The organism is Shewanella hafniensis (assembly GCF_019655335.1).
Lineage (GTDB): Bacteria > Pseudomonadota > Gammaproteobacteria > Enterobacterales > Shewanellaceae > Shewanella > Shewanella hafniensis.
The window spans coordinates 22,646-47,736 of the sequence record NZ_BPFD01000013.1; the positions used below are offsets into that span (position 1 = coordinate 22,646).

Annotated in this window: 22 protein-coding genes; 4 read left to right on the forward strand and 18 right to left on the reverse strand. The window is 46.2% G+C overall.

All coding sequences use genetic code 11. From position 1 onward, the window contains the following. Position 1 precedes the first annotated feature (1 nt). The 8 genes from K5Q99_RS06080 to K5Q99_RS06115 all read right to left on the reverse strand — a co-directional run bounded on the left by K5Q99_RS06080 (position 2) and on the right by K5Q99_RS06115 (position 10,401). A complete protein-coding gene (locus tag K5Q99_RS06080) occupies positions 2–1,366 on the reverse strand; it encodes a DUF1329 domain-containing protein (RefSeq protein WP_220776348.1) in 1,365 nt (454 codons plus the stop codon). A 13-nt stretch (positions 1,367–1,379) separates the two neighbouring features. Next, entirely contained in the window at positions 1,380–3,410 is a 2,031-nt protein-coding gene (locus tag K5Q99_RS06085) for a DUF1302 domain-containing protein (RefSeq protein WP_220776349.1), read from the reverse strand. A 338-nt stretch (positions 3,411–3,748) separates the two neighbouring features. Beyond that, positions 3,749–3,964: a DUF2835 domain-containing protein gene (locus K5Q99_RS06090; protein ID WP_106650707.1), complete on the reverse strand. Its 216-nt coding sequence runs from the start codon at positions 3,962–3,964 to the stop codon at positions 3,749–3,751. A gap of 43 nt (positions 3,965–4,007) precedes the next feature. Further along, positions 4,008–6,557: an aminopeptidase N gene (gene pepN / locus K5Q99_RS06095; RefSeq protein ID WP_220776350.1), complete on the reverse strand. Its 2,550-nt coding sequence runs from the start codon at positions 6,555–6,557 to the stop codon at positions 4,008–4,010. Positions 6,558–6,641: 84 nt separating this feature from the next. Then, positions 6,642–8,687, reverse strand: a complete 2,046-nt coding sequence (gene prc, locus K5Q99_RS06100; protein WP_198555472.1) for a carboxy terminal-processing peptidase — start codon at positions 8,685–8,687, stop codon at positions 6,642–6,644. A gap of 28 nt (positions 8,688–8,715) precedes the next feature. Next, complete coding sequence (proQ, locus tag K5Q99_RS06105) at positions 8,716–9,345, reverse strand: RNA chaperone ProQ (protein ID WP_220776351.1); 630 nt, start codon at positions 9,343–9,345, stop codon at positions 8,716–8,718. Between the two features lie 280 nt (positions 9,346–9,625). Beyond that, on the reverse strand, positions 9,626–10,084 hold the full coding sequence (msrC, locus tag K5Q99_RS06110) for a free L-methionine (R)-S-oxide reductase MsrC (protein ID WP_028759760.1): 459 nt from the start codon (positions 10,082–10,084) through the stop codon (positions 9,626–9,628). Positions 10,085–10,101: 17 nt separating this feature from the next. Beyond that, positions 10,102–10,401: a YebG family protein gene (locus K5Q99_RS06115; protein WP_106650710.1), complete on the reverse strand. Its 300-nt coding sequence runs from the start codon at positions 10,399–10,401 to the stop codon at positions 10,102–10,104. A 208-nt stretch (positions 10,402–10,609) separates the two neighbouring features. Here K5Q99_RS06115 and K5Q99_RS06120 point away from each other — a divergent pair, with 208 nt between their 5' ends. From K5Q99_RS06120 to K5Q99_RS06130, 3 genes are read left to right on the forward strand one after another with little or no spacing between them, the layout of a single operon-like run. After that, positions 10,610–11,242, forward strand: a complete 633-nt coding sequence (locus tag K5Q99_RS06120) for a paraquat-inducible protein A (protein WP_220776352.1) — start codon at positions 10,610–10,612, stop codon at positions 11,240–11,242. A 1-nt stretch (position 11,243) separates the two neighbouring features. Further along, positions 11,244–11,861 (forward strand): paraquat-inducible protein A, encoded by a 618-nt coding sequence (locus tag K5Q99_RS06125; protein ID WP_220776353.1) that lies wholly within the window; start codon positions 11,244–11,246, stop codon positions 11,859–11,861. Next, positions 11,848–14,487, forward strand: coding sequence for a PqiB family protein (locus K5Q99_RS06130; protein WP_220776354.1), 2,640 nt, complete (start codon positions 11,848–11,850; stop codon positions 14,485–14,487). The genes K5Q99_RS06125 and K5Q99_RS06130 overlap by 14 nt, the downstream gene beginning before the upstream one ends. 143 nt (positions 14,488–14,630) lie before the next feature. On the opposite strand, the gene K5Q99_RS06135 is transcribed toward K5Q99_RS06130, so the two are convergent. Next, positions 14,631–15,857, reverse strand: a complete 1,227-nt coding sequence (locus tag K5Q99_RS06135; protein WP_220776355.1) for a spore maturation protein — start codon at positions 15,855–15,857, stop codon at positions 14,631–14,633. A 224-nt stretch (positions 15,858–16,081) separates the two neighbouring features. Between K5Q99_RS06135 and rsmF the strand changes: the two genes are divergently transcribed. After that, on the forward strand, positions 16,082–17,527 hold the full coding sequence (gene rsmF, locus K5Q99_RS06140) for a 16S rRNA (cytosine(1407)-C(5))-methyltransferase RsmF (RefSeq protein WP_220776356.1): 1,446 nt from the start codon (positions 16,082–16,084) through the stop codon (positions 17,525–17,527). A 283-nt stretch (positions 17,528–17,810) separates the two neighbouring features. Here rsmF and K5Q99_RS06145 read toward each other — a convergent pair whose 3' ends face one another. The 9 genes from K5Q99_RS06145 to apbC all read right to left on the reverse strand — a co-directional run bounded on the left by K5Q99_RS06145 (position 17,811) and on the right by apbC (position 24,954). Continuing rightward, positions 17,811–18,599 carry a TatD family hydrolase gene (locus K5Q99_RS06145; RefSeq protein ID WP_006086270.1) on the reverse strand — a complete coding sequence of 263 codons (789 nt, stop codon included), beginning with the start codon at positions 18,597–18,599 and terminating at the stop codon, positions 17,811–17,813. A gap of 196 nt (positions 18,600–18,795) precedes the next feature. Continuing rightward, complete coding sequence (locus K5Q99_RS06150) at positions 18,796–19,122, reverse strand: PilZ domain-containing protein (protein WP_006081920.1); 327 nt, start codon at positions 19,120–19,122, stop codon at positions 18,796–18,798. Between the two features lie 6 nt (positions 19,123–19,128). After that, positions 19,129–20,085, reverse strand: coding sequence for a DNA polymerase III subunit delta' (gene holB, locus K5Q99_RS06155; protein WP_220776357.1), 957 nt, complete (start codon positions 20,083–20,085; stop codon positions 19,129–19,131). After that, positions 20,079–20,705, reverse strand: a complete 627-nt coding sequence (gene tmk / locus K5Q99_RS06160; protein WP_106650716.1) for a dTMP kinase — start codon at positions 20,703–20,705, stop codon at positions 20,079–20,081. Before tmk ends, holB begins: the two co-directional genes overlap by 7 nt. A 22-nt stretch (positions 20,706–20,727) precedes the next feature. After that, entirely contained in the window at positions 20,728–21,765 is a 1,038-nt protein-coding gene (mltG, locus tag K5Q99_RS06165; protein WP_220776358.1) for an endolytic transglycosylase MltG, read from the reverse strand. Continuing rightward, positions 21,762–22,571 (reverse strand): aminodeoxychorismate lyase, encoded by an 810-nt coding sequence (gene pabC, locus K5Q99_RS06170; RefSeq protein ID WP_220776359.1) that lies wholly within the window; start codon positions 22,569–22,571, stop codon positions 21,762–21,764. The genes mltG and pabC overlap by 4 nt, the downstream gene beginning before the upstream one ends. A gap of 4 nt (positions 22,572–22,575) precedes the next feature. Beyond that, positions 22,576–23,157 carry a dCTP deaminase gene (gene dcd, locus K5Q99_RS06175; protein WP_006081925.1) on the reverse strand — a complete coding sequence of 194 codons (582 nt, stop codon included), beginning with the start codon at positions 23,155–23,157 and terminating at the stop codon, positions 22,576–22,578. Between the two features lie 31 nt (positions 23,158–23,188). Further along, positions 23,189–23,827, reverse strand: coding sequence for a uridine kinase (udk, locus tag K5Q99_RS06180; protein WP_011846994.1), 639 nt, complete (start codon positions 23,825–23,827; stop codon positions 23,189–23,191). An 11-nt stretch (positions 23,828–23,838) separates the two neighbouring features. After that, positions 23,839–24,954: an iron-sulfur cluster carrier protein ApbC gene (gene apbC / locus K5Q99_RS06185; RefSeq protein ID WP_006081927.1), complete on the reverse strand. Its 1,116-nt coding sequence runs from the start codon at positions 24,952–24,954 to the stop codon at positions 23,839–23,841. Positions 24,955–25,091: the final 137 nt, after the last annotated feature.

Below are 25,091 nucleotides of genomic sequence, written 5' to 3' on the forward strand. Positions count from 1 at the left end.
ATTAACGGATACCTTCACGACGCAACGCATCAGGGGTAAAGTTAGCTTCGGTCAGTTTGGCATCGAAGTTATACATGCCACTTTGGTTGTCTAAACCCATGGCGAGATAACGACGGGATTGCAAATCATGGAAGACTTCCAGCGTGTCCCATTGAGTTGGTACTTCGTAGTAGTTCAAGCCATGTGCAACGGCCACACGATACAGCTGATCACGGTTGTCGTAGAGATCAGCTATCGACACTTGCCATGAATCTTCGTCAAGGTACATATCGCGCACTTTGTAAATGTGGCGCATACCGTCTTTCAACGTCGCCTTCACTTGCCATACGCGGTGTTTTTCCCAACGAACATATTCTGGGTTCACATGACCAGGTTTCAATATTTGGTCATATTTCAGTTTGTCTGAGTGCAGCTTGTAATCGTTGTATGGGATATAAATTTCTTTTTTGCCAACCAGTTCCCAGTTGTAACGCACTGGAGAGCCGTTAAACATGTCGAAATCATCCGTCGTACGCAGACCATCAGACACTGTACCCGGTGTATCGAAAGCGACGTTTGGCGCTTTACGGACACGACGTTGTCCTGTGTTATAGGTCCAAGCTTGGCGTGGCAACGCCTCTTGATCCATGGTCTCTTTTACCAATAACGCAGTGCCTGCTAAACGGGCTGGCTGAGTTACCACTTGCTTAAAGTAGAACAGCGTATTGCTGGCTTTAAGCAGATCTAAAGTCATTTCAGGACGAGAATACTCGAAACGAATTTCCTCAGCCGTTTCTACCAAACTAAAGCTTCCATCGGCCGTTGGTGCTGCTTGGCTACGGGAAGTCTCGATGTCGATACCACGAAAACGCAAAATGTGGTTCCAAATCGCTTCTAAGCCATTTGCAGGGATCGGAAATGGAATACCAATAGAAGCGCCAGAAATACCATTGCCCTGTGCAATCAATTCTGCACGTGTCGCGTTAGCTTTAGTCGCATCGTAGACAAACTGCGGCACAGATGCGCTACGGCGAGTCTTATACACATTCATCTTGTAAGTATCAGGATAAAGTTCGAACAACTTCATCTGACCCGGTGTTAAAAAGTCTTTATATTGCGCTTTGTTAGCATTGGTAATGGTGAATTCAATCTTATCCTCAGGGAAAGGATCTGGGTGATGCATCCCTTTGGTATAACCCGCCACAGGCTTAGTGATACCACCATCCCACGCAGGAATAGAACCATCAGCGTTACCCGCCTTTTCAGCACCTAAAGGGGTGAGCTCATTGCCAAGTTTAGCCGCGTCAGCCTCTGATACCTTAGCCATAGCGACTGGCGCTACGAGTGCAAACATCACTGCACTCGCCAATATCGTCAGTTTCTTCATTGTTTGAGTCCTTTTAGATCGAATACTTGATATTGAATGAAACATAATCACGATCTGCCATCGCATTCGTCGTACCGACACCGCCAAAGAAATTGTTATAGGAGATATCTGCACCCCAACGGTTTTGATAATCGAAGTTAACGCCTAGCGCGACAGACTTACGTCCTTCCGTGAACAGGAACATAGGATCTGGAGTAATACCGTCAACGTCATGGGAGAAAATGACCCGTGGCGACATATTGACCCCAGCGAAAACGTTGTTGAAATCCGCTTTTGCCACTAAACGGTAGCCCCAAGCAAAGTCAGTAGGGAACGGGTTAGTTTCAGGACCATTGTGCAAGACTTGAATGATACCTGGCATTTCGGGATTGCCGCCAGAACGTGACGTACCTGGGCCATTGAGACGTAGCTCATCGAAACCTGGCATATCGTGGATCCACACACCACCCACTTCGGCCAACATAGTTAAGTTATCTAACCCTAAGGTTGGACCAAATAGATGGGTGAAAGTCACCTGCGCCTGTGTGGTATCAAGGCGGATAAAACCATCGACGGTTTCCCCCGGTTGAACGCCTTTAATCTGCGAAACACCATCGAGCTCGGGACTAATACCGGCATTGGCTAACTGTTGTGGCATACCGGCGAACAGCAATTCAACATCATCAATCTGCAGTGGTTCATCTTGACGATGGGCAATTTCACCCGCGACCGACGTATCACCAATTAAGGTATTAAAACTGACACCGTATAATTTAATATCTTCTGGATAGACGATTTGCGCCTTAGAGAAACTCTTCAGGCTGAGCAGTAGTTCACGGTTAATGTTGCCCGCGTTCTGGACTACGGTCGCCATATCTGACGAGATTGCACTTCTGCTAAAATCGGCGGCAGTACCACTGATCAGCGGACGACGGCTATGGTAATTCATGAAATAGAAACCAAATTCGGTTTCCCCCAATTCAGGCGCGTAATAACCCAGCTTGATACCGTATTGACCATCATTGCTTGGTTCTTCTTCATCCTGTACTAGGGTCACTTTCGTTTGGTAGGCAATTAATTGAGCAGATGTTAACGATTGTCCACTGGCGAGCATGCCCGCTAAACGCTCATATTCTTGAATCACAAAATCTAAGTTAATGTCAGGGTTAGCGTTAAACCCAAGCTGAGCGTTTTGCGCATAGCCACCAAAACCGGCAAAATCGTTAGTCGCAAAAATCGAGCCCGGAGTTGGGACCCAAATAGGTTGCCAATCATATTGATAGAATGCTTCAACCGTTAACGAATCTGTCAGGCCAAGGGATGCCCACACCATACCTTGCGGTCTGAACGCTTCTTTTAACTCAGCACCAGGTGCGTTAAGAATGTTCAAATCCACGGCGTTAATTTCACTGATCCCATGGGCAATCAGTGTACTTTCACCCCATGACACCACTTGATTACCAACACGAATGGATAATGGATTTGCACCCTCATTCAAATCGAAGTTGGCATAGACAAACGCATCTAATAAACGGATATCTTTACATTGCACTTCTGAAGCGCGGCTATCTTCGCAAGGGTCAAATTCTTTACCCGTGATCGGATCGTTATAGTCATAATTGCCATCGTTCAGTTTACGATCATAGAAATACATACCGCGGGCGAATAAACCGTAGTTTTTGTATTTCAACGATAATTCATGCAAACCTTTAACGATCTCAGACGTAGTATCGCCTTGAGAATAAAGTAAGTTACTTAAGTCATTGTTGCTGGAATACGACCCAGGCTGTGCCCAAATCTCAGCAGAAGTATATTTTTTATTGTCAAATGCGCTGTAATTAGACCAATCGAATTGGGGTTGATTCACCTTACCAATTTGACCTTCCCAATCGCGCGCACCAACACGCCAGCTCGCACCAGCAGTCCAAGTTGAGTCAAATGTACCCTCAACCTCTCCCCAATCAAAAGATATTGCATTAACGCTTGGGATCATTAACAAACTCAATGCCGACGCCACCCCCAAAGCAAGCGCCGATTTGTTAAAACTATTTTTAACAATTTTCATTTTAGCTCTCCGTACCCTGCTGGATTCTTTGTTTTAGGAATTACAACCAACATCTTGTTAGCTCACAGGTAACATCATTGTTACAGCAATTAATCCCCTTGGGCAAGGCGCAGTTAGAGAAAATTTTCTAAAGAATTAAGCATGTAGACACATTTGTGCCAGCTGTTGAAAAGGTGGGATTTAAATTAGAGAAAAGCGGGATAGAAATAAAGCGGGGAAAGACATCAAAAAATCATATAATTCATTAACATATTTAAAAACTAAATATCACAAACTGAGCCTGATAATCAGCCGACCGTTTAAAGTAATTACTCTAAGCGTTAATAAACAAATTTAGGCTAAACTCGATTTAATGAAACAAATTGTCCCTTATCATCTAAAACCAATTTGAAATAGCCGTGAATGCCATTTTCGGTTAAAAAACGTCTGAAATGACGACCATTAATCCACAAAATCCGCCCTTGAGTTTCACGAACCTCAACTTTATCAGCAAGCCCTTGATAATAAGGTAAGAAATCTCGATAGCTGATCGTTAGTTTGAAATACAATTCCATAATATCAGGGCGACATCTATTGCCGCCCTCCTCCTACAAATCGCTATTTTGCCAATGCCTTAGAGACTTTTTCGTACATATCCTTAGATAAGTCTGGTAAAGCCAAAAGTTGCCCTAAACAGGCTTTGATCATGGCTTGACGGCCTAAGTCGAATTTATGGAACTGGATCAATGGCGTCACCATGCGTGCCGCAACCTGCGGATTGAGCTTATTAAGGGTCATTAAGCATTCAGTTAAGAAGGCATAACCCTTACCGTCTTGACGGTGGAACTGGTAAATATTCCCCGCCGCAAAACTGCCCACTAAAGCACGCACTCGGTTTGGATTACTCATACTAAATCGCTTGTGCTGTTGTAATTGACGCAGACGTTCTATCACATCTTGTGCATTATGGGTTGCTTGCAACATGAACCATTTATCCATTACCAATGGCGTGTCCTGCCAACGCAGCTCAAATGTGGTCATCAGCTCATCGCGACAAGGCAAATCACCCACATTTGCCGCAGTCAGTGCGCCGAGGGAATCAGTCATATTGTTGGCTTTATCGAACTGAGAAATGACTAACGCTTCTGCCTCATCCGACACTCTTGCTAGCCAAGTTAAACACTGATTTTTAAGCGCTCTTGCCTGCGTGCTATCAACCGATACCAAAGAGCGATAAAGCGCAATTAATTCATCTTCAGAGTGTGAAGCTAGCTCTGTTAACACAAATTCACGGGCTAAGGCTAAGGCATCAAGATCAACGCTGTCTGTTTGCTCAATCAAAGCAGATGCCGTAGGTATGGCTAAGATTTCGGCAATCAATGCTGGGTCAAGTTCAGTGTCTAACAACACACCTTTAAAACTATCGCGCACGCGGGGATCGAGTGTCATGGCTTGTTGCTGCTGTAAACTCGCCACATTTTGCCAAATCGCTTGGCTCACTGAGGTCACTGAAGCTTCCCAGCGCGCTACTTCGCTGCTGGCAAAACGCATCAAGTGAACCAGTTGATCGACATTGAATCTGTATTGTAATTTGACTGGCGCGGAGAAGTTTTGCAACAGTGAAGCCACCGGTTTATGGCTTAATCCCTCAAAACTAAACACTTGTTCCACTTGAGTAAAGTCGAGAACTTCATTCACTAAAGAATGCCCCTTGGCATCTAACAGTTCGATGCAAAAAGGAATATGCAAAGGTGATGCACAGTTCGCTAAACTTTGCTTAAGGGTTAATTGGTAAACGCCAGTTAGCGCATCGAAACTGTCCATCGCAGTCACAATCGGCGTGCCTGCTTGGCTATACCATAAACGGAATTGGGTTAAATCTACGCCGCTGGCATCTTCCATTGCCGCCACAAAATCATCGCAAGTGACCGCTTGGCCATCATGGCGTTTAAAATACAGTTTCATCCCCGCTTGAAACTTTTCTTCGCCGAGCAAAGTGTGCATCATGCGGATCACTTCAGCGCCCTTGTTATACACAGTGACTGTGTAGAAATTATTCATCTCAATCACAGATTCTGGACGTATTGGATGGGACATAGGGCCTGAATCTTCGGCAAATTGTTGATTCTTGATCACTTTAATTGCGTGAATTCGATTCACAGCGCGTGAACCTAAATCAGAGCTAAATTCTTGATCACGAAAAACCGTTAAGCCTTCTTTTAAACTTAACTGGAACCAATCGCGGCACGTCACGCGGTTTCCGGTCCAGTTGTGGAAATACTCGTGGCCTACCACCGATTCAATACCGTGATAATCCTCGTCGGTAGCCGTTAAGGTATCTGCGAGCACATATTTAGTGTTGAAGATATTTAAGCCTTTGTTTTCCATCGCACCCATATTGAAAAAGTCGACGGCAACTATCATGTAAATATCTAAATCGTACTCGAGGTCAAAACGGCTCTCATCCCATGCCATGGATTTTTTAAGTGACGCCATCGCATGGTGCGCTTTATGTAAATTACCTTTATCGACGAACACTTGCAGGATCACTTTACGGCGACTGCGGGTAATGAACTCATCTTGCAACAGATCAAAATCGCCAGCGACTAAGGCAAACAAGTAAGCCGGTTTTGGAAACGGATCTTGCCAGCAAACATAATGGCGACCGCCCTCTAATTCGCCTTGATCAATCAAATTCCCGTTACTCAGTAAAAATGGGAATGCGGCGCTATCGGCTTCGATACGAACTGTGTATTTAGCTAATACATCGGGACGGTCGAGGAAATAAGTGATCCGTCTAAAGCCCTCAGCCTCGCATTGCGTGCAGTAGGCACCATCGGACGTGTACAGGCCTTCAAGGCTTGAATTGGCCTCGGGATCGAGCTTAGTGATAATATTCAGTTCAAACTCATCAAGCGCCGTTTCTAAGACTAATTGACCCGCGCTAACATGGTAAGGCACTGCCTCGCCGTCAACCGTCAACGAGACAACAGTTAAGTTTTCACCATCTAACACTAAGGCATGGGTATGTTTTGAAGTGCGTTTTATACGACTGATCGCCTGCACTTGAGTTTTATTGCCCGCCAGATTAAAGGCTAAGTCGATCGTGTCTATCGTGAAGAGTGGCGCTTGATAATCTTTTAAGTATTTTGCTTGAGCTTGTGTCATTTCGATCCCTTTAACGCTGATCTAAATAAGAAAAAACGCGCCATAAGCGCGTTTTGATATTGGATAAATCGACTCGACTAGCGCCTACTTAGCACTAGTTTTAGCCAGTTTTTGCGCATCAGCCATATCTAAAGTGATATAAGCGGTTTCGTCTAAAAATGCGTCTGGCAATTCGGCGTCGTCTTTAATGTCTTCCATTGATTTAACTGGTGCTAAACCATTAGCGACTCGACGCTCGTTTGTTCTGTCGAGGACTTTCTTCTCATCGGCTTCACGGGAGGCAATACGCTCACTTTCAACCAGAGAAACTGTCTTCTCTTTGTGATGTTTTTTAAAGTCGGCAATATCTTGATTGATATAGGCAAACTCTACACTGCTTTTGATGCGGTTAAGATGTTTAGCTTCAAGGCTAGTCACTAACTCAGGTGTCACATCGTTGAGCGTGCCATATTGCGCCATTGGCACTTTATCCCAAGGCAAGGCATTTTTCTCTTCAGCTTCGCCGTACTCACCTGGCTCTAACGCACTTGGGTAAGCAATATTGGGTGTCACACCTTTAAGCTGAGTGCTGCCGCCATTGATCCGATAGAACTTTTGAATCGTGTATTGCACATGACCAATTGGCTTTTCATACATGTCGTAGATACGGCCTAAGCTCTTATGCTGCTGCACTGTACCTTTACCAAAGCTAGATTCACCAACAATCAGCGCGCGGTCATAATCTTGCAATGCGGCAGCAAAAATTTCAGAGGCAGACGCACTGTAACGGTCAACCATCACAGTTAAAGGACCGGCATAACTGGTTTTGCCATCGTTATCACGGTGCGCAGACACACGGCCATCGGCATCACGAATTTGCACCACAGGGCCCATATCGATAAAGAGTCCCGTCAGCAACACGGCTTCCGTTAATGCACCACCACCGTTACCTCTAAGGTCGATAACTATGCCTTCAACTTTGGCTTCGTTTAACTTAACTAACTCTTTTTCAACGTCCTGTGACAAATTCATGTAGAAGCCAGGAATTTGGATCACACCGACTTTGCGATTTGCGTACTCGCCGTCTTTAGGTTCAATCACCTTAGAGGTTGCCGCTCTGTCTTCAAGACGAATTTTATCGCGTACTAAGGTAACGTCGAATGGCTTAGCATTCGAACCGCCTTTCTTCGGTAAAATCTGTAGGACAACTTTACTGCCCTTAGGCCCTTTGATCAGATCGACCACGTCGTCTAAACGCCAGCCGATCACATCAACAATTTCACCGCCTTCTTGACCTACGCCGACAATCTTGTCTTCTGGCGACAGTTTTTCGCTGCCAGCCGCAGGGCCACCAGCAATTAAGCTTTTAATAACAGTGTAGTCGTCTTCAAGTTGCAGTTGAGCACCAATCCCTTCAAGGCTTAAATTCATTTCCATTTGGAAACGTTCAGCATTGCGTGGTGACAGGTAACTCGTATGCGGCTCAATGCTGCGTGAGAAGGCATTCATCACGCCTTGGAACACGTCTTCACTGTTGGTTTGAGTCAAACGTTTGATGGCGTTGTTGTAACGCTTTTGCAGGATCTCAACAATCTCAGGCCATTTTTTACCTGTGAGCTTCAGATTTAACGCATCGTATTTAACACGTTGACGCCATAACTCATTGATCTCGGCTTGATCTTTTGGCCATGCTGCATCGTCACGGTCATACTCATAGGCATCGCCGGGGGCGGAGAAGTCCATCTCTTTATCCAATAGGGATAAAGCATAGACAAAACCTTCATAACGACGCTTTTGGACGATATCAAACATTTTATAGGCAGGCTCAAGTTCACCAGAACTGAGCATGTCATCGAATTGGGTAGCATAAGGTTTAAAACTATCGACATCCGCTTGGGTTAACACATTGCGGCGATAGTCCAACTGCTGCAGATAACGGTCAAATATTTGCGCAGAAAAGGCATCATCGAGATTAAATCTATGATAGTGCGAACGAGTGTATAAGTCCGTTATCCTTTTACTCGCAACCTTATGTTGCGCTTCCTGCTTGAGAGTGGGTAACTCGCTGATTTGAATCGTGGGTGGTACGGCCCAAGCCGAGAATCCGACAAAAACAGTGGCGATCGAGGTAGCCAAAGTGAGTTTTCGCATCAACAAGTTACTCCGTTTTAAAAAATGATTACAGCAGGATATGTTCTGCTCTAACTTTAATCGTTAGGCCACTATCAAGCTGAACATGAATATCTTCCTTGTTAATATCAGTAATTACACCGGCTACGGGTGTCATACCTAACTTAACATTGACGCGTTGTTTTTTCGTTAAATCAGTCAATTGTGCTTGGACATAATTTACGACTGGCGCTGCAACTTTAGGTGCAGGCTTAGCTGGACGCTCAGTTTTAGGACGTTGAGGAACAGCCACTTTTTTAGGGGCTTTCTTCGCCGCAGGCTTAGGTGCGAGTGCTGCACGTTTCGCTTTCGCTTTATCCTGACTTTCTTTCAACATGGCTTGAGCATGGTCAATGTGCTCTTGCTCTAACTCGCCGCAAGGTTCGCCATCCAGATTAACGCGTTGTGCGCCCGCTTTAACGCACTTTAAATAGCGCCAGCTGCTGGTGTAACGTCTTAAGGCAACTCTGAGCTGAGTTTTACTGACTTTAGAATCATCAGCCAACCTTTCAGCCAAATCTTGAAACAATCCGATTTTTAATGGCTTAGTTTCACCTTCAGCAATAAAGCACAAAGGAAATGTTTCATACAAATACGCCAAAATTGCATTGGTGTCGGTCAACTTTTCTGTTGATTCCATCATTACTTCCACAGTCAAAAAGGGACATCGATTCGAGGTGATATATATCAGCTTCTTACGTGTCGTTTATCTTCGTTAAACTCAATATTGAGTCAACGTACAAATTAGCATCCTAGCCGCGTTTACTAAAGTTAAAAAATATACCTTAACAAATTTTTACAGCTCAAAACACTAAGCTTATTCATTGCATGCCAATCAAACCAGCTTAATGCGTGCAGGCGCATATTATAAGGCGCACGCCACCGATTGCGACTATGAATTATGCGTTATTGTACGCAAATTAATCAAATAGGCAGTTTTCAAAACTTTTAACCAGTAATTCCAGCCCCTTTTGGTCTTCTTCATCGAAACGATCGAAGATTGGGCTGTCAATATCGAGCACGGCAACCACGTTACCTTGGGCACGAACTGGCACAACGATTTCAGAATTACTGGCAGAATCACAGGCAATATGGCCATCAAATTGATGAACATCGGCCACTCGCTGGGTTTGATTGGTGAATGCCGCCGTACCACACACGCCTTTTCCTAGCGGAATGCGTGTACAAGCCACTTTACCTTGAAACGGGCCTAGTACCAGTTGTTCGCCACGCATAACGTAGAATCCCACCCAGTTCAGCTCAGTCAAATTATCATTGAGTAAGGCTGAAAAATTCGCCATTGCCGCAACAAGGTCGTCTTCCCCTTCCAACAAGGCCAAGGCTTGACGGTTAAGTGACTCATAAAATTTCGATTTCATTACATTTCCTAACAATTTTATTCTGCTACTTCGGTCTTTTTAGCCGCTTTTTTCGCAGCAGGTGAATTCGTTGGCGTACTATTAACCTGAACGACACCTTTAAGCAAGTTCGTCAGCTCATCTTTATTGTTAGCAAAATAGAATGCGAGCTTTTCGGCCACGCTTTCATCTATACCTAAATCAGCTTTTTGAATGAAGGGGATAAGGTTATCGGCGATATCGAGCATCTTATCGTAGGCATCAGCCTCCTTCTTAGATGTGAATGTCATCTTTTCAACCCCTTCTCTGACCACGACAAACTGTGTTATTACTGCCATGACTGCCCTCGCACTGTTTTTATATACAGTAGCTAGAGTGACATAGATTGAACTTGTGATGCAAGTGTTCTGATTAATCTGATATTATTAGCGTACTTTCGTTGCCAAGATTATAAAGCGCTAGACTGTGCAGAACGACTGATTAGCACTACACTTTGCACCGAACTCGCTGTTATTACTCCTATTTAGGCTAATATAATATTTTTATATGCATGAAAACGCAGCAGAAAATTCAGTAATCCTTTGCCGTTCCTGCGATTTAGCAGTCCGCAAACGTGCCTTGCCAAGCGGCGTTAGAGCCCTCTGTCCCCGTTGTGGCACAGCACTCTATGACACTCCCTACTGTTCTGTAAATGGCATGCTCGCCCTATGTATTTCGGCATTAGTGTTTTATTTTCCTGCCAATTTTTTACCCGTACTCGAAATTCACTTTTTCGGCAGCATTCGCACCACCACGGTTTTTCAGGGCGCGTTTGCGGTATTTGACCAAGGTTATTGGGTTGTAGGTTTAGCCGTGCTTGCCGCCGCTGTCATTGGTCCAGGCTTATTACTGTTATCGATATTGACGCAGATTTTGATTGTGAAATGGGGACTGAGTCGCCTTTTTTGGCGTAACTCATTAAAACAATTACTGAAGTTTCATGGCGTATTATCACAACTCACTATGCTGGAAATTTATGTGATCAGCTTTTTGGTTTCATCGTTCCAGCTTTCTGATTTTTCGGATATTTATTTTGGCATGGGCACATTTTGCTTCACTATGTTGTTTCTCGTGACCTTGTTTCTGCAAAGAGAATACGACTTAGAGCACATGTGGACGTTATTGGAAGGTCATCGCTGATATGAAGCAACAAGGTAAAGATATCGGCCTGTGTCTGTGTAAGGTGTGCCGCCAGCTCAATAGTAGTGACCTCACCCACTGCCAACGCTGTGAAGCCGAACTTCATGTCAGAGACTATTCCAGCCTACAAAAAAGTTGGGCTTTGTTGATTACCGCTGCCATCTTGCTGGTGCCTGCCAACATTTACCCAATCACTATGCTGACCAATCAAGGGCAAGTACGGCACGACACCATTTTTTCGGGTATTTTGCATTTAGTGCATTCAGATATGCTGCCTATTGCCATCATAGTCTTTACCGCCAGTATTTTAGTGCCATGGATTAAAATCATCGGCTTATCCATTTATCTGTGTGCGATCAGCTTTGATATTCCGATTTCAAAAAAGAAATTGATGGTGGGTTTTCACATCATCGAATGGATTGGTCGTTGGTCTATGCTCGATTTATTTGTCATCTCAATCACAGTGGCATTAGTGAATATGGGACAACTACTCGATGCTAAACCCGCGCCTGCAGCGACCGCATTTGCCTTGGTTATTCTGTTAACTCAGTTAGCCGCAAAAGTGTTAGACACTCGTTTACTCTGGGATCGATTGGAACCTCAAGATGACACAAATTGAATCGCCGAAAGTTGTAAAGAAAAAACTCTTTTCGCCCATTTGGCTACTGCCTATTGTCGCGTTGGCATTGGGTGCGTGGCTGGGCATTAAGAGCATTAAAGAATCGGGCGTTGAAATTCAAATTCACTTTCCGAGCGCCACTGGGATTGACGTAGGTAAAACCTTAGTCAAATACCAAGGCTTGACTGTCGGTAAAGTAAAAGACATTGGCATAGATGAAGATCTCAAAGGCGTAAACGTTAAGGTCATGATGGACTACCGCGCTAAGCCTTTCTTAAATAAAGAAACCCTCTTCTGGCTTGTCACCCCTAAGGCCAGTATCACAGGTGTTGAAGGCTTAGATGCACTGTTTTCGGGTAACTACATCGCGATTCAACCGGGCAAAGGTAATGCGTCAACCTTCTTCGAGGCTGAACGCCAACCGCCGCCGATGCAAATCGGCTCAGAAGGTGTGATGGTCGAACTGACCTCAGACAAACTCGGTTCGCTCGATGTTGGCTCGCCAATATTTTTCCGCCAAATCCCTGTGGGCAGTGTGGTCAGCTATCGTCTAGATGGCAATCAAAGAGTCATCATCAGCGCTTTTATTCAAGAGCAATACGCGCGATTAGTGAAGAAAAACTCTCACTTTTGGAATGTCTCCGGCGTTAAAATTGATGCATCACTGACTGGGGTTAAAGTCAGCTCTGAGAGTTTGGCATCCATTCTGGCTGGCGGCGTGAGTTTCAGCTCTGACGATAACGCGGATATTGCCAAAAACGGCGACGTTTTTTCGCTTTATGATTCAGAAACCACAGCCCTTGGCGGCATAGAAATAAACCTAACCATGGCTGATGCTAACGGCGTCGACAAAGGCACTCGCATTGTTTATCGCGGCATCAATATCGGCAGTATTTTAAGCAAGCAACTCACGTCCAATGGTGTTACAGCTGTGGCTAAGTTTGAACCTCAATACGGTGCACTGTTAACTAACGACGGCGTGTTTTGGCTTGAAGGTGCCGATATTTCCCTCTCAGGCATTAAAAATCCAGAGCGTTTACTGACGGGTAGCGTGATCAACTTCCTGCCAGGCATTAATACTAAAACGGCGGTACCAAGCAGTTTTGCCTTGCAATCAAAGGCACCTGACTTACTGCAATCAAAGAAGCGTTTCTTGACCTTAACCTCAGCCGAAAACATGGGCATTTCAGCGGGCGCCGAAGTTCGCTTTAAGCAAATCCCCATTGGCTCTGTGCTTGCGGTTAAGTTAACCAAAGATTTATCGGCGGTAGAATATCAACTCGAGCTACAACCTGAGTTTGCAGGCCTTATTCGCAGTGACAGCTATTTTGTGCCTGAGTCAGCATTAACGGTAAACGCATCGTTAGATGGTGTCTCAGTCAAAGCAAGGGATTTTACAACGCTCACTCAAGGTGCAGTTAGCTTGATCCAAGGCCATAGCGGCACACCTTTAGCTGCTAACAGCGCTCTAACCCTCTTTAGCTCTGTGGATACCGCGACAACTTTTTATGATCGTCAGCAGCAAGTGCATTTAACGTTAATCAGTCAAGATGGCGCCGATGTCAGCCAAGGCTCACCGATTTACTATAAAAAAATGCAAATTGGCACAGTTGACTCAGTGAACTGGCAAAGCAAAACCGAAGACTTTGCTATCAAGCTCGCTATCGACAAACAGTTCCAGCCCTTGCTGAAAAAGCCTCATGTGTTCTGGCGTAACAGCGCTGTCGATATCAGCGCCAGTCTTGCCGGTATTGATGTTACGGTCGCGCCGCTTCAAGGAGCATTAAAGGGCAGCATTAGTTTGGGATTGCTTGATAGCAGTGATAAAGCCAGCAATGCCGCTAACTTAAAACTCTATGAAAGCAAGCAACTGGCATTAACTCAGGCGCAGGCAATTCGCCTCACCTTACCCGCTTCAAGCAAGCTTACCGCCAAGGCAGCGATTCGTTATCAAGGTCATCAAGTAGGTGAAGTGTCGCAGGTGAAACTCAATGCTGATCTCAATACACTCACTGCAACTGCCTATCTCTACGGCGAATACGCCGAGCATTTCAGCCGCAGCGACTGTGAATATCATTTAGTGGATGCGCAAATTTCTCTGGCGGGAATTAAAGCGCCTGATACCTTGTTAACTGGCCCTTATATCGGTGTACTGCCGGGTATAAGCAGTCAAACAGCGACCCAGTTTATCGCCAACCTCGCTGCCAGCAGCTATGCCAATGTTGCCGAAGATGCGCTTAAATTCACCTTAGAAGATAACAACTTAGGCTCGATGAAAGTCGGCACACCTATCTTCTTCCGAGGGATTAAAGTCGGTCAAATCGACGGTTATAGCCTATCGACACAGGGTAATAGTGTATTGATGCAGGCCCATATCGAGCCGCAGTACAGTCACTTAGTGAATCAGAGCAGTCAGTTCTGGGATGCTTCAGGGATTAAAGTCGATGTTGGCCTCTTTTCAGGTGCGCAAATCGAAGCGGGCTCGCTGGAAACCTTACTCGCTGGCGGCATCAATGTCGCGACTAAGGACACGACTCAAGAAGGTAATCGTTTAGCAGCAGGAACAGTATTAAGATTGCAGCATAAAGCTGAAAACGAATGGCAGGAATGGGCACCCGCCCAGTAATCCTTTTCAGCAAAATACTTACACCAACTCCCTAATATTAAAGCTCTTACAAATCAATCAGGCGCATAATGCGCCTGATTGATTTTTAGCTTCTCACAATGTTATTGGCACATTCCTGGGCACTTAAAACCCTTACCATACTGTTAACCATAGAACCAATAGCAAACGGCGATCGCGGCGCTGATCCCCGCGAAATCTGCGGTTAACCCACAGGCTAAGGCGTGGCGGCCATGGCGAATACCCACAGAACCAAAATACACGGCGAGAACATAAAAAGTAGTTTCAGTGCTGCCCTGAAAAATCGCCGCTAATCGGCCCGCAAAAGAATCTACTCCGTGGTGATCCATTGTCTCAAGCATCATAGCTCTGGCGCCTGAGCCACTAAAAGGTTTCATCAGCGCGGTCGGCATAGCATCGACAAAACGCGTATCAAAACCCAATATCCGCACGCCACTGGCAATCAAGTGCAACAGATAATCCAAGGCGCCGGATGCGCGCAGTAAACCTATAGCTAATAACATGGCGAGTAAATAAGGGATCAGTTGGATAGATTGAGCAAAACCCGCCTTCGCCCCTTCAATAAACTCATCATAAACCGCCACCTTGCGAATGCCCGCAACGATCACAAAGGTAAAAACCAGTAACAGTAAGATACCATTGCCCATGGCCGTCGACACTGTACCAATGGCTTCCGCACTTAAGGTCATCAGATAAAAACCACTCGCCACTAAGCCAGAGAGCATCAAGGCGCCATAACCGAGCACCACTGAGTTTAATAACGAAATCCGCTGCACTAACGCCACAACCAGTAAGCCTGCCAATGTCGAGGCCGAGGTTGCGAGTAAAATCGGCAGGAAAATATCCGCAGGCGCAGCTGCACCTTGCTGGGCACGGTAAAGGAATACCGTCACAGGCACTAAGGTCACAGAGGAAGTATTGAGTACTAAGAATAAGATTTGCGCATTGGTCGCCACGGTTTTTAACGGATTAAGACTCTGCAAATCATGCATGGCCTTTAAACCAAGTGGTGTGGCGGCATTATCTAAACCGAAGATATTCGCCGTTAAATTCATTGTGATACTGCCAAAGGCGGGATGGCCCTTGGGCACTTCTGGCATCAAGCGGCGCAGTAAGGGTTCAAACACAAAGGCGATGGCGCCGACTACTCCGGCCTTCTCGCCCACCTGCATCAATCCCATCCATAGGGAAAGTACGCCAATCAGCCCAAGGGAAATTTCGGCGGCAAGCTTAGCACTCGCAAATAATGCCGCGACCGAAGCCGATAGGACTTCTATGTGCCCATTGAACAGTTGCACCGCTATTGCCAACAATGCCGTGATAAAAAAAGCCAACCACACGCGATTCAGCACGCTAATCCCCTTATTTTTATTTGTTTTTATTCTATTAGCTCATGGCTACTGAGTGCTAGCTTTATGGCGACTCATTCCAATATCGCTCAAATCGTCAAAGCATAAACATTAAATCACAATAGCAACCTTAGCGGCTCGGGATAAAATCTCAGACCCAATAAGGGATTATGATATACTCACGCCAGTTGATACACAGTCTATTTTCCTATGGTTCAATGAAATCAATGGTTCAATTAAATCAAAATTTTATCGATACAATCACCCAAGAACTCCCCGCCCATTTATCCATGGACGAGTTTATTGCCGCTTGCGACAGGCCGCTTAGACGTTCAATTCGGGTCAATACCTTAAAAATCAGCAGCGACGACTTTAAGACCTTGATGCAACCTAAGGGCTGGACATTTGATCCTATTCCTTGGTGTGAAGACGGATTTTGGATCAGCTACGATGAAGAAGAACAGCTCGGCAATGCCTTAGAGCACATTCAGGGCTTATTCTACATTCAAGAAGCCAGCTCTATGTTGCCGCCGACCGCACTTTTTACACCGAATGCACATTGGCAGTGCGTTCTCGATCTCGCCTCTGCGCCGGGTTCAAAAACCACGCAAATGGCCGCATTAATGCAAAACCAAGGTTTATTGGTGGCGAATGAGTATTCGGCGAGCCGCGTAAAAGTATTGCACGCCAATGTGCTACGCATGGGCGCGAGTCACTGCGCCCTCACCCATTTCGATGGCCGTGTGTTTGGCGAATATCTATACGAAAGCTTCGATGCAGTGCTTATCGATGCCCCCTGTGGCGGTGAAGGTACAGTGCGTAAAGACGCCGATGCGCTAAAACATTGGAGTCTTGACGATGTGTTGGCCATTAGTGAAACCCAAAAAGCCTTAATCGAATCGGCGTTTCTCGCCCTGAAACCCGGCGGCAGTTTAGTTTACTCGACCTGCACCTTAAACCGTCTCGAAAACCAAGGCGTGTGCGAGTATTTAAAACAAGTCTACGGCGATGCCGTGCAATTTGAATCCTTAAGTGATTTATTTGATGGCGCTGAGCGAGCCACGACTGCCGAAGGCTTCTTGCATGTCTGGCCGCAGATTTACGATAGTGAAGGTTTCTTTGTCGCTAAATTAACCAAAACGACCTCTGTGCCGCGGTTACAGCCAGAGCCTAAACTGCAGAAAAACTTCCCCTTCACGCCCGCATCAGCGAAACAAGCCCAAGGGATCAAAGATTATTTTCAGCAGGATTTAGGCATCAGCTTACCAGACGAACTCATCATGGTTCGCGATGATGAATTTTGGTTGTTTCCGAAAGAATTTAACGCGTTTATCGGCCGTATGCGCTTTCAGCGTATTGGCATTAAACTCGCCGATAACAGTAAGCACGGGTTTAAAGTCCGCCATGAAGCGATTATTGCTTTAGCGGGAAAACAACTTAGCCCAACGGCAAAAACGGTCGATGTGAGTGATGCTGAAGCCAAAGAGTATTTGATGGGGCGAGATATTCCTTTAGCTACCGCAGGAAAAGCCCAAGGTGAAGTGATCGTCTGTTATGGCGGCGCACCATTAGGCATGGCGAAACATTTAGGCAATAAGTTAAAAAACAACCTGCCCAGAGACTTAGTGAAAGATAAAGTGTTATTGCTACCAGAACAGACAAAATCGTTATAGTTCTGCTGTTTTTTAGCGATAAATAACCTAAAAAAGGGGAAGGTGAACGCGACTCTAGGGCAAAAGCTCGACTACACTGAGTCTATTGTAAAGCGCACGGCTCTTCAACGAGCCATTCCCCTAGGCCCAAACAGCTTTCATCGTTTTGGGCCTTTTTTTATGCCAGTGTCTTTATGCCAATGTCTTTATCCCAGTGCCTTTATGCCTGAGCTTTTTGCCTGATCCTTTATGTCTCAGTATTGGCAATCACGCAATCGCATAACGTGGGTCAAAGCACTTAAAACTAACGGCCGACTAAACGCGCCGCATCTTTGAATAAATTAAAGAAGTTATTACTGGTGTACTCAGCAAGATCTTCGTAGCGCTCACCTCTAAGCTCGGCCACAAACTCAGCAACATCCCGCACATAGGCGGGCTGGTTTTCTTGTCCACGGTGTGGAATAGGCGCCAAATAGGGCGAGTCAGTTTCAACCAACAGGCGGTCCTGCGGCACTTTACGGATAACAGTGCGAAGTTCACCGGCATTTTTAAAAGTGACTATGCCTGATACTGAAATGTAAAAACCAAGATCAATCGCCGCTTTCGCCATTTCCCAGTTCTCGGTAAAGCAATGCAGTACGCCGCCGACTTTATCCGCGTTGCCCTGCTTAAGCATAGTGATAGTATCTTCACGCGCATCGCGGGTATGGACAATCAAAGGTTTATTCACTTCGACCGCAAGGGCAATCTGCTGCTCAAAACATTGTTGTTGCAGCAGTTTAGTTTCGTCGGCATAAAAATAATCTAGGCCAGTTTCACCAATCGCGACCACTTTAGGATCGGTGGCAAAGCGACGGATTTGCTCAACATCAAGCCCTTCTTTAACGTCTAATGGATGCACGCCCGATGACAAAAATACCTGATCGAAGGCTGCAACTTTATCTCGCATCGATTCAAATCCCTGCTGGCGCACATTGACGCATAGCATATAGTCCACACCACGGGCTTTCGCGCTGGCCAGAATATGTTCTAGGGTTTGTTGATCAGGCGCCGCTTTCAGGCGATCGAGATGGCAGTGTGAATCAATAAGCACAGGGATTTCCAAGCTGAATAACAAAAGGACGACAAGGATACCCAGCCAAGGGATCGAGGTCAAATTCCGCGAAGGTGAAGTATCAGTTTAGAGAGTGAGTAAATATAAAAATTTGAAAATTCAAACCAGCAAGATATTGAAATAGGAACGTTTAAGACAGTGCAAGGTTCAAATTAGAGCAAGAATGCGGGCCAAGCTACATAGTGCAGGTTAGATCGCCGGAGGCCAGTTCGCGGGACAGTAACTTTTCGATGTGGTGTTTATGGCTATCGGGCTCAGAAACAATTTTAATGCCAATGCCTACAGGACGGCCGCCCGAAGCACCTAAGGGATTGATCCATACCACAACACCGCGAAATTCATTCGTTATGGTCGCGCCCGGTAAGCGATACGCAATCGTCAGTGGCTGGCCAAGGTAATGCCCTTCACTAGTCGCAATGAATAATCCTGCCGGCTTAATAAAAGGCATATAGGCACGATATAGCTGATGTAAGGTATCAAAATTAACGACGAGATCTACCATGGCATATTACTTATTTGTTATCTCTCTATATTCTAAGACATAACTTTGACACAAAGCCAGATAATTGACGCTCGGCATTGTAGTTAAGCTATGACACATTCCCATGATCTTGGCCGCCAAGTTCCCGAGCTGCGCATGGATAAACGCATCTTGGTGGCTATTTTTCAGTAACACCTGTCGTATAAGCAGGTATAAAACCTTAAGAACATCAATTATTTGTTGTTCACTTATAGTTAACAAACTAGCACACAGATGACCAGACGACAAACTTTGGGCCCAATCTTTGCGAAACTGTAGCAAGGATTGATAACGGCTCTGTTGACCACCTTCAGACTGCAAGCTCTCTGCCAACTTTAGCGGTCCACCCACCACACTCAAGCACCAAGTAACATCCTCTTGGATATCACATTGTTGCGCTAACCAGTTTTTGATGATTTCTCGACTTGGCACAACGAAGGGAATGCGCTGACAACGGCTGCTGACCGTCGCCATTAAACGTGCAGGCGTATCCGACTGCAATATCAGTAAAGTGTCTTTACCCGGCTCCTCAAGGGTTTTAAGGAGTGCGTTGGCGGCTGCGGAGTTAAGTCGCTCGCTATGGTGAATAATCGCCACTCGCATACCGCTTTGCTGGGCTGTCGCCGTCAGACGCGTGCAAAGCTCACGAATTTGATCGACTTTAATTTGATTGCCATCGGCAGCAATATGGTAAAAATCGGGATGATTGCCCGCATCAAAGAGCTGACAAGACTTACAAAAACCGCAGGCCCCCACCGGTGTTGGCTGCAAACACATGGCCGCACGCGCCATAAACACACTCAGCAGCTCACCACCATAAGCAGAATCAATGCCGACAAGCTGCGCATGGGGCATTTTTTGCCGCGTGAGTTGCGCTAAAAATGCCTGCCTTGGCCCTTCGAGCCAAGGCAATTGCGCAGCCGTAAACCCAGACTCAACTACCATGCCATCGCCTGTAACACGGCTAAGATATCTTTATGCACTTCAGCCATGGTTTGACTCGCATCGATAACCACTATGCTGTCATCTTCGCTGGCAAGTTTGAGATATGTAGCGCGAGCCCGTTCAAAGAAATCAATCGCTTGTTGCTCAATTCTATCAAGCTCACCGCGTTTAGCCGCGCGGGTTAGTCCAAGCTTAGGATCTAAATCTAAGTACAAAGTGAGATCGGGTTTAAAGCCTTTTAGGGTGGCAGTGCTCACCGCTTCCACTAACGGCATTAAGCCCCTGCCACCACCTTGATAGGCCAGTGACGATAAATTGTGTCTGTCACCCAATACCCATTGACCCTTTGCAAGCGCGGGCTTAATGACATTGGCAACCAACTGGGCTCTGGCGGCATAGATGAGTAAACACTCGGCCTCGTCGCACAAGGGATCGGTCGCATCGGCAATTTTGACTAAGTCACGGATACGTTCTGCCAGTGGCGTGCCACCCGGCTCGCGGGTGCAGATCGGCGCTTTACCCGTGTGTTTCTCAATAAAGTCGCGAATAAGGTTAATCGCACTCGACTTACCCGCGCCTTCTAAACCTTCAATAACGATAAATTTTGCAAAAACTGACATTAGATTTTCTTTCTCTGCATTTTTACTTTGGTGATTTTTCTGGCGTCGCCGGTTTTTTCTTACGCTGATACACATCTACAGCTTGGTTGTGGGCTTCAAGTGTGCTTGAAAACACATGGGTACCATCGTTGCGTGACACGAAATAGAGATAACTCACGCTGGCGGGCTTAGATACGGCCATCAGCGAGGCTTTGCTCGGTGCTGCAATCGGCGTCGGCGGTAATCCAAAAATACGGTAAGTGTTAAAAGGCGTCTCTTCGACTAAATCTTTACGGGTGATATTGCCCTTATAGCGTTCGCCCATGCCATAAATAACCGTCGGATCGGTTTGCAGACGCATGCCTTGGTTGAGACGATTGACAAATACGCCAGCGATTTGCTCACGCTCATGGGCTTGGCCAGTTTCCTTTTCGACTATCGATGCCAAAATCAGCATTTCATAGGGGGATTTTAACGGCAAGTTTGGTGCCCGTTCCGCCCACGCTTTGGCAAGCTCTTGCTCCATCATCTTATAGCTTTGAGTCAGCAGGACTTTAACATCCGCCTCGGCAGTATAATGATAGGTGTCGGGGAAGAATTTACCCTCTGGCAAACCTGAGTCATCACCCTGAGCCATCAAGACAGCGGCAAACACCTCTGGTGACATCTGTAAATGCGGCGCACTGGCAAGTTGTTGTTCCCATTCAACGATGGTTTTTCCTTCAACTAAGGTCAAACTGAAGGTTTTCACTTTTCCGGCAATCAAATCATTCAGCAAATCGGTAATGGTTTGTGAAGGTGAAATTTCGTAAAGACCCGAGCGGATCTTAGCAAGCTCAGGGCGGAACTTAAGTAACCACTTGAGTTTCCACTTGTCTTGAATCACGCCATCGTCGGCAAGTTGCTGCGCAAGTTGGTTGACACTGGTACCGCGTTCAACGGTCAGCTCTTTAGGCTCGCTGAGACTCAGCGGCGTTTGACTGTATTCAATGACGGTTTGATAGCCCCAAAAGGCGCCCAAACAGACTAATGTCAGCAAGGTCAACAGGGTTGAACTGCCGATAAGAATGAGTTTTTTCATAGGGTAAGTGAAAGTGTCTGTCTAAGTTGCGCGGTAATCGGAGCACGGCTGAACTTGAGCGAGTCTATCGCCAGTACATCCACAATTCCTAAAACGCTGTTAGTGATAAACGCCGAGTCAAATTCAATTAAACGCTCGGCGCCAACGGGCAAACATTCGATATTCATGTTCTGTTCAAGCAAGGCTAACATAACCTGTTCGCGCATCACACCCGCCACGCCGCACTGGGTTAGTGAAGGGGTTATAACGCGATTGCCTTTGATAAAAAACACATTCGCCATCGAAGATTCAATCACATTGTCTTCGATATCGTTAACTAACCAGTCATCAAACCCCTGAGATAAAGGGTGGGATTTAATCAACACTTGTTCGAGTCGATTTAAATGCTTTATCCCAGCCAACAAGGGCTGCAAACCTAAGCGTACCGACGAGGTTTTAAGGCAAATGCCCGCGTGCTGCCACTTTGCATAATGGCTTGGGATAGCATGAACTGAGACAATTTCGGTCGGATTAACTGTTTCTGGTGGTGTGTAACCACGGCCACCGACACCACGGGTAACGATTAACTTAATACAATGATGAGGATATTCAATGGCTAAGGCATAAAGCTGCTGTTGCAGTGCTTCACTCATTTGCCATTGAAACCCAAGCCTTGCGGCGCCTGCGGTTAAACGAGTTTGATGGGCCTCTAAAAATAAAATCCCCTCAGCGCCTGTCCGCATAGTCGCGAACAGGCCATCACCGTAGGCAAGCCCTCGATCGGAAGGGTCGATACTCGCCTGCGATGCGCCATTCACCCAAAACACGTGTTTAGTCCTGACTGATACGGCTAGCCACCGCTTCTTGCTGATCTTTGTACTTGGCACTCTTACGGGTGTTATAAGGACGTGCAACCGCATGATTTAAGCGTTCAAAGTTAAGCGCGCCTATGGTCATACGAGGACGCAGGGCCAAAGGTAACTTGCCGCTGTTATAGAACTCGAGCACGATTTTACCCTGCCAACCCGGATCGATACGGTGCGCCGTCACGTGCACCATCAGGCCTAAACGCGCCAATGATGAACGACCATCGAGCCAACCGACGATATCGGCGGGTAAAGTTACGCTCTCGTAAGTCACAGCCAAAGCCAATTCGCCAGGATGCAAGAAAAACGCTTCGCCATCAGGGATTTCGATAATTTCACTCATCACCCGATCGAGTGCGGCTTGCATCTCGACGCTTGGACCACTCAAGTCGATATAAGGCGCAGTATGATCTTTAAAGACGCGAAACTGTCCACCTAAGCGCACATCAACACTGACGCCTGAAATAGCTTCTATACCTGGGCGAGGTTCTATTACGATAGTGCCGTTATCAAGGGCCTGTTCAATTTCGATATCGGTTAAGCGCATCTTGCCTATTACTCCTTGAGTTTTTATGTCGTTATTTTGCCAGTAAATGTTGGATACGAGTCTTTAAAATATCGGTCGCAATACGATTCTTACCGCCACGGGGAACGATAATATCGGCATATTGTTTCGACGGTTCGATAAACTGTAAGAACATAGGACGCACGGTTTTCTTGTACTGAGAAATCACAGATTCCATCGTACGGCCGCGTTCTGCCACATCACGGGTTAAGCGACGTAGGAAACAAATGTCCAGCGGCGTGTCCATAAACACACTCGCGTCCATCAACGCACGTAACTTAGGATCGGTCAGCAGTAAGATACCTTCTAAAATGATCACCTTTTTCGGTGTCATCGTCAGAGTTTCTGCTGTACGAGTGTGCTCTGTGTAGCTATAACAAGGGATATCAACAGCTTCGCCAGACTTAAGCAACTGTAAATGGGTGCACAACAGTTGATGGTCCAACGCTTTAGGATGATCGTAATTCGTTAATACCCGTTCATCCATGGATAAATGACTCTGATCGCGATAGTACGCGTCTTCATTAATTACCCCAATTTGATCTGTGCCTAAATCGCGGCGTAATTCGTCAAAAATCGTTTTGGCAATTAAACTTTTGCCCGATGCTGACGCGCCAGCAATTGCAATAATGACACACTGCTGAGAATTCATACCCTTAAACCTTACTCGTCATCTGAAACACTAATAGAAACTGTTTTCTGGCTTTGCTTTAAAGCCAATTCTGCGCCCACTTTACGGGCAATTTCCCGATAAAGTGCGGCTACTTCACTGTCTGGTTCGGCAACGACCGTCGGTGCACCGTTATCCATGGCTTCACGGATATTGATGTGCAGCGGCAAGGCGCCTAACAGTGGAACTTGATAACGCTCGGCGATTTTACTGCCACCGTGTGTTCCAAATGGATGTTCTTTATGTCCACACTCGGGACATAAATGGAAACTCATGTTTTCGACGATCCCCAGCACAGGAATGTTCACTTTCTGGAACATATTGATGCCCTTCTTGGCATCTGCCAGCGCGATATCCTGCGGCGTGGTGACGATAACAGCGCCACTCACCGGCACTTTTTGCGACAGGGTTAATTGAATATCACCCGTACCCGGCGGCATATCGACGACTAAATAATCCAGCTCTGGCCATTGGGTTTCATTGAGTAGTTGCGCTAACGCGCCCGCAGCCATTGGGCCGCGCCACACAGCGGCTTCATCACCGCTGAGCATAAACCCAATCGATTGCGCAGCAATACCATGGGCACTGGCGGCGGTCATGTGTTTGCCATCGGGGGAAAGCGGTCTGAAATTAGGAATACCTAGCATCATAGGCACTGACGGGCCGTAAATATCCGCATCGAGAATACCCACCTGCGCGCCTTCAGCCGCGAGGGCCAAAGCTAAGTTCACAGCTGTGGTTGACTTACCCACTCCACCCTTACCTGAGGCAACGGCAATCACTTGCTTCACATTGGCAATCGGTGCGATAGAAGATAACGCTGAATAGGCTTTTGGTTGAAAATCGATTTCACATTCGACTTCATCGATAGCATCGAGCACTGCTAGCTTATTCGTCAACGCCATGACTGTGTCGCGATACTGGGTCATGCAAGGGTATGGATAGACTAAGCCAAGCTGCAAACGCTTACCTTCCAACGCCAGTTTATTTACGCATCCTGCGCTCACTAACCCTTTCGCGAGATACGGGTCAACAAATGAATCGAGAATAGCCAGAACTGGCCCGAGAAGATCGTCATTTAGACGATAATCAGTTTGAGTTGAAGACAAAAGAATTACCCCCACCAATAAATTTGCCCAAGTGTACCAGATAATGCAGAAAACATTAGCGCAGATTTAGCTCAATCGGCTCAGCTTTTGATGAAAATCATCCTGTAATCGGTTAGTATCTCTACCAATATTTTTGG

Excerpts from the sequence above, each read along its gene's own strand:
- K5Q99_RS06080 (WP_220776348.1), bottom strand. The coding sequence starts at position 1,366 with ATGAAGAAACTGACGATATTGGCGAGTGCAGTGATGTTTGCACTCGTA.
- K5Q99_RS06085 (WP_220776349.1), bottom strand. The coding sequence starts at position 3,410 with ATGAAAATTGTTAAAAATAGTTTTAACAAATCGGCGCTTGCTTTGGGG.
- K5Q99_RS06090 (WP_106650707.1), bottom strand. The coding sequence starts at position 3,964 with ATGGAATTGTATTTCAAACTAACGATCAGCTATCGAGATTTCTTACCT.
- pepN (WP_220776350.1), bottom strand. The coding sequence starts at position 6,557 with ATGACACAAGCTCAAGCAAAATACTTAAAAGATTATCAAGCGCCACTC.
- prc (WP_198555472.1), bottom strand. The coding sequence starts at position 8,687 with ATGCGAAAACTCACTTTGGCTACCTCGATCGCCACTGTTTTTGTCGGA.
- proQ (WP_220776351.1), bottom strand. The coding sequence starts at position 9,345 with ATGGAATCAACAGAAAAGTTGACCGACACCAATGCAATTTTGGCGTAT.
- msrC (WP_028759760.1), bottom strand. The coding sequence starts at position 10,084 with ATGAAATCGAAATTTTATGAGTCACTTAACCGTCAAGCCTTGGCCTTG.
- K5Q99_RS06115 (WP_106650710.1), bottom strand. The coding sequence starts at position 10,401 with ATGGCAGTAATAACACAGTTTGTCGTGGTCAGAGAAGGGGTTGAAAAG.
- K5Q99_RS06120 (WP_220776352.1), top strand. The coding sequence starts at position 10,610 with ATGCATGAAAACGCAGCAGAAAATTCAGTAATCCTTTGCCGTTCCTGC.
- K5Q99_RS06125 (WP_220776353.1), top strand. The coding sequence starts at position 11,244 with ATGAAGCAACAAGGTAAAGATATCGGCCTGTGTCTGTGTAAGGTGTGC.
- K5Q99_RS06130 (WP_220776354.1), top strand. The coding sequence starts at position 11,848 with ATGACACAAATTGAATCGCCGAAAGTTGTAAAGAAAAAACTCTTTTCG.
- rsmF (WP_220776356.1), top strand. The coding sequence starts at position 16,082 with ATGGTTCAATTAAATCAAAATTTTATCGATACAATCACCCAAGAACTC.
- K5Q99_RS06150 (WP_006081920.1), bottom strand. The coding sequence starts at position 19,122 with ATGGTAGATCTCGTCGTTAATTTTGATACCTTACATCAGCTATATCGT.
- holB (WP_220776357.1), bottom strand. The coding sequence starts at position 20,085 with ATGGTAGTTGAGTCTGGGTTTACGGCTGCGCAATTGCCTTGGCTCGAA.
- tmk (WP_106650716.1), bottom strand. The coding sequence starts at position 20,705 with ATGTCAGTTTTTGCAAAATTTATCGTTATTGAAGGTTTAGAAGGCGCG.
- mltG (WP_220776358.1), bottom strand. The coding sequence starts at position 21,765 with ATGAAAAAACTCATTCTTATCGGCAGTTCAACCCTGTTGACCTTGCTG.
- dcd (WP_006081925.1), bottom strand. The coding sequence starts at position 23,157 with ATGCGCTTAACCGATATCGAAATTGAACAGGCCCTTGATAACGGCACT.
- udk (WP_011846994.1), bottom strand. The coding sequence starts at position 23,827 with ATGAATTCTCAGCAGTGTGTCATTATTGCAATTGCTGGCGCGTCAGCA.